The sequence below is a fragment of the Saccharomonospora iraqiensis subsp. iraqiensis genome, assembly GCF_000430445.1.
In the GTDB taxonomy this organism is placed as follows: domain Bacteria; phylum Actinomycetota; class Actinomycetes; order Mycobacteriales; family Pseudonocardiaceae; genus Saccharomonospora; species Saccharomonospora iraqiensis.
Genome location: NZ_KE387124.1, coordinates 28108 through 32299, shown reverse-complemented (window position 1 = coordinate 32299; position 4192 = coordinate 28108). Strand labels below are relative to the sequence as shown.

Here is a 4192-nt window from a genome sequence, read left to right as displayed (position 1 = left end):
CCCGCAGGGTCCGCAGGCCGCGTCGGCGCAGTCCGCTCCGCAGCCCACCGCCCAGGACGCCAGGCAGGGCGCCGCGCCGCCGGCCCAGGAGGGCACCTCGGCGGGTGGGAAACCGCCGTTGCCCCGCAGGCGCAGGCAGGAGAACCTGGCTCCGCAGCTGCGGGAGGAGACCGGACCCTCCGACCAGGGCGGTGACACCACCGATCCCGCGGAGACTCCCGACGACGCACGTAGCAGGCTCTCGGCGTTCCAGATGGGCACTCGGAGAGCACGGCACCAGAAACCCGGCGGCGACGAGACTGGAGACTGAGACACCATGACGAACTCGGGAGTCAACGAACTCGACTGGCTGCTGGACGACTTGGTGAACCAGGTCGCGGGAGCCGAACGTGCCGTCGTACTGTCGTCGGACGGTCTGTTGATCGGGCGGTCGAGTAATCTGTCCGAAGAGGACGGCGAGCATCTGTCCGCCGTCGCCTCGGCGTTCCAGAGCCTGGCTCGGGGCACCGGGCGGCACTTCGGCGGCGGAGCGGTGCGGCAGACCGTGGTGGAGATGGACCATGCGTTCCTCTTCGTCACGGCCGCCGGACGCGGGGCGTGCCTGGCCCTGCTGACGTCCGAGGACGCCGACATGGGCATGGTGGCGTACTCGATGAACATGATGGTCAAACGGGTAGGCGCGGTGCTCAGCGCGGCGCCGAGGGTGGAACAACAAAGTGCGCCATGAGTGATCCCGGACAGGAGTGGTTCGACGAGGCCGGCGAAGCCGACGACGCCGGTGGCCTCGTTCGCTCGTACGTGGTGACGGGCGGCCGGACCAGGTCGGACAACTACGGCCTGGACATGATGACGCTGGTCGTGTCGCTGTGCACGCCGGCCGAGGCCGCGCACCTGCCCAGCGAGTACGCCCAGATCGTGCACATGTGCCAGCGGCCGATGTCGGTGGCCGAGGTGGGTGGACACGTCGACCTACCCCTGCCCGTGGTCAAGGTCCTGCTCAGTGATCTGATCGAGCAGAACTATGTGATCTTCCGTAGAGCGGCGCCCGAGGGCGACGCCCCCAACAAACACGTACTGCAGGCGGTTCTGGATGGCATCCGCAAACTCTGACGAGCGGCGACTGACGGCGACGGCGGTGAAGCTGTTGGTCGCCGGTGGTTTCGGGGTCGGCAAGACCACGATGGTGGGTTCGGTCAGCGAGGTTCCGCCGCTGCGCACCGAGGAGTCGCTGACGTCCGCGTCCGAGGGCGTGGACGATCTGTCCGGTGTGGAGGCGAAGACCACCACCACGGTGGCGCTCGACTTCGGGCGTATCACGATCAACTCGGAGTTGATCCTGTACCTGTTCGGCACGCCCGGGCAGGACCGGTTCTGGTTCATGTGGGACGAGCTGGCCCAGGGCGCGCTCGGTGCGGTGGTGCTCGCCGACACGCGCAGGCTGGAGTCGTGCTTCCCCGCGGTGGACTACTTCGAGCGCAGGGGCCTGCCGTTCGTGGTGGGTGTGAACTGCTTCGACCAGGCGCACATGTACGGCACCGAGGAGGTGCGCGCGGCGCTCGACGTCGGCCCCGAGGTGCCCGTGGTGCTGTGCGACGCCCGGGACAAGGAGTCCACCAAGCAGGTCCTGATCACCCTGATCGAGTACGTCATGTCCACGGCGGACCTGGTGCCCGCCGCCCGCTGACGGCCCCCGCACCCCGCGTGTGTGGCGTGAGGGGCACTTTCCCTGCGTGCGGCGCAGTGAATGTGCCCCTCGCTGCGCCGAGTGCAGGGAAAGTGCCCTTCACGGGTCACCCTGTCGGGTGGGCGGTGCCCTGGAGGAGGGGGCTGGCGGGGATCCAGCGGGGGCCCGCCTGGAGGTTCTCCACCTCGGTGAAGGTGAAGCCGGCGCGTTCGACCGCGGTCCGGGTGTCCCGGTTGGGGTGGCATCCGGCACCGAGACGCTTCCACACCGGGGTGACGCGGTCCTGCCACGTGGCCTGGGCACCCTCGCCGCGGACGTGTTCCAGGACGTACAGGGTTCCCTCGGGCCGCAATACGCGGCGGGCCTCGGCCAACGCCCGCGCGGGGTCGGTCACCGTGCACAGCACGAGGGTGAACACCACCGCGTCGAACGAGTCGTCGTCGAACGGCAGGTCCTCGGCGGCCGCGTCACTGACCTGGACCACCGGCGCGTGCGCCCGGCCGAGCTTGCGCTCCAGCTTCGCACGCATCGCCGGGTCGGGTTCGGTGAGCACCACCTGCTCGGCGTTACGGAGGTGGTCGAGGTTGACCCCGGTGCCGGCCCCGACGTCGAGCACCCGCCCGGTCACCCCGGACAGCATCCGCTCGCGCCGCGGCCCGAGCAGCTTGGTCTCGACCGGCGCGGCCATCCGGTCATACACGGCAGCGAAGATCCGATGTCCCGACATTCCCCGAGCCTAACCGCCCGTGTGCCCGCTCACCGGGTGCCCGTGAAGGACTCCTTCCCTGCACCCGACGCAGCGAAGGGGGCCCTCACTGCACCCGACGCAGGGAAGGAGTCCTTCACGGCACACCCCGGATCGAGCGGTCCAGCAGTTGCACCGGGTGTTGGAGGGGGAGGTCGTCGGTGTCCAGGTGGCGGGCGATCTGGAGCAGGCAGCCCGGGTTGGCCGTGACCAGCAGGTCCGGGTGCACCGAGCGGACGTTGTCCGCCTTGCGCCTGCCGAGGTCGGCGGCCGCCTCCGGCTGCAGCAGGTTGTAGACGCCCGCCGAGCCGCAGCACAGCTCCGCGTCCGGCAGGTCCACCACCTCCACGCCGGGGATCGTGCGCAGCACCTGCCGGGGCTGGGACCACACGCCCTGGGCGTGCCGCAGGTGGCAGGCGTCGTGGTAGGCCACCCTCGCCTCGACCGGGTGCCGCGGCGCCCGCGGCTCCAGGTCGGCCAGCACCTCGCTGACGTCGCGGACCTTCGCCGACAGCGCCCGCGCCCGCTCGGCCCATTCCGGGTCGTCGGCCAGCAGCGTGCCGTACTCCTTCATCGACGAGCCGCACCCGGCGACGTTGACCACGATGTCGTCCACCGGCAGCCGCTCGAACGTCTCGATCGTGCGCCGGGCCCGCTCGACGGCGTGCTCCTCGCGCCCGGCGTGCAGGCCCAGCGCGCCACAGCAGCCCTGGTCCCGGGGGGTAAGCACCTCGCACCCCTCGGCGGCCAGCACCCGTTGCGTGGCCGCGTTCACCTCGTGGAAGAAGACGTCCTGCACGCAGCCGGACAGCAGCGCCACCCGACGCCGTGCCGGCCCGGACGGGCGCACCCGTCGCGGCAGTCCCGCGAACGCCTCCCGCAGCCGCACCGGTGGCAGCAGCGACTGCGCCGCCCGCAGCCGGGGCGGCAGGACCCGCTCGGCGACCCGGGACAGGCGCAGCTTCTGATACAGCACCCCGAACACCGCCGCCGCGCGCAGCCTGCGCCGGTGGGGGAACAGCGCGAAGATCCCGTCCCGGAACAGCCGCTCGCCGCGCGAGCGCGGCACGGCACGTTCGATCTGCGGCCGGGTGGCCTCCAGCAGCCGGTCGTACTGCACCCCGGACGGGCAGGACGTCACGCAGGCCATGCAGCCGAGGCAGGCGTCGATGTGCTCGGTGAACGCGCCCTGCAGCTCGATCTCGCCGCGCTCGGCGAGGTCCATCAGGTAGATCCGGCCGCGCGGCGAGTCCATCTCCTCGCCCCAGAGCTGGTAGGTCGGGCACGTCGGCAGGCAGAATCCACAGTGCACGCAGTCGTCCAGCAGTTCCCGCGACGGCGGGTGGAACGCGTCGAAACTGGACGGTGCCTGCCGTTCTCCCGGTTCGGTCACGGCCCTGCCTCCTCGGTGTCCAACCACGACCCGAACCGGCCCGGGTTCAGCCGCCGGTGCGGGTCGAGTTCGTCCTTCAACGCCCGCAGCACCCGCACCGCCGATGGTGCCCGGTTCCACGTCCGGACCCCCGCCGGGGGACGTGCGCGCACCACGGACGTCCCGCCGACGGCGTCGACGGCGTCGTGAACGGCCTCCACGGCGGAACCCACGGTGTCGTCCGTGTCGGCGGTGTCGTCCGCGTCGCCGGTGTCGCCGGTACCGCCCATGTCGCCCGTGACGAGCGTGGCCACTCCGGTCGCCGGACCGACCGCGGCGCGGCCCGGACCGGCGCACCCGCTGTCGGCGACCACCCCGGGAAGCCGGGACG

5 protein-coding genes and 2 pseudogenes are annotated in these 4192 nt (G+C 71.5%); 4 read left to right on the top strand and 3 right to left on the bottom strand.

Going from position 1 to position 4192, the window contains the following annotated elements; genetic code table 11:
- From ACTIR_RS24260 to ACTIR_RS0118585, 4 genes and pseudogenes are all read left to right on the top strand, one after another.
- Window positions 1-310: pseudogene (locus ACTIR_RS24260) on the top strand (histidine kinase); the annotation flags it as partial.
- 6 nt (window positions 311-316) lie between these two features.
- Window positions 317-727 (top strand): roadblock/LC7 domain-containing protein, encoded by a 411-nt coding sequence (locus tag ACTIR_RS0118595; RefSeq protein WP_007026981.1) that lies wholly within the window; start codon window positions 317-319, stop codon window positions 725-727.
- Window positions 724-1110 carry a DUF742 domain-containing protein gene (locus tag ACTIR_RS0118590; protein ID WP_007026982.1) on the top strand — a complete coding sequence of 129 codons (387 nt, stop codon included), beginning with the start codon at window positions 724-726 and terminating at the stop codon, window positions 1108-1110. Before ACTIR_RS0118595 ends, ACTIR_RS0118590 begins: the two co-directional genes overlap by 4 nt.
- Entirely contained in the window at window positions 1091-1684 is a 594-nt protein-coding gene (locus tag ACTIR_RS0118585) for a GTP-binding protein (protein ID WP_026455408.1), read from the top strand. The genes ACTIR_RS0118590 and ACTIR_RS0118585 overlap by 20 nt, the downstream gene beginning before the upstream one ends.
- A 106-nt stretch (window positions 1685-1790) precedes the next feature.
- Here ACTIR_RS0118585 and ACTIR_RS0118580 read toward each other — a convergent pair whose 3' ends face one another.
- The 3 genes and pseudogenes from ACTIR_RS0118580 to ACTIR_RS27600 form a co-directional block, all read right to left on the bottom strand.
- Complete coding sequence (locus ACTIR_RS0118580; RefSeq protein ID WP_026455407.1) at window positions 1791-2411, bottom strand: class I SAM-dependent methyltransferase; 621 nt, start codon at window positions 2409-2411, stop codon at window positions 1791-1793.
- A 115-nt stretch (window positions 2412-2526) separates the two neighbouring features.
- Complete coding sequence (gene glcF / locus ACTIR_RS0118575; protein ID WP_026455406.1) at window positions 2527-3822, bottom strand: glycolate oxidase subunit GlcF; 1296 nt, start codon at window positions 3820-3822, stop codon at window positions 2527-2529.
- Window positions 3819-4192: pseudogene (locus tag ACTIR_RS27600) on the bottom strand (hypothetical protein); the annotation flags it as partial. The gene glcF and the pseudogene ACTIR_RS27600, both read right to left, overlap by 4 nt.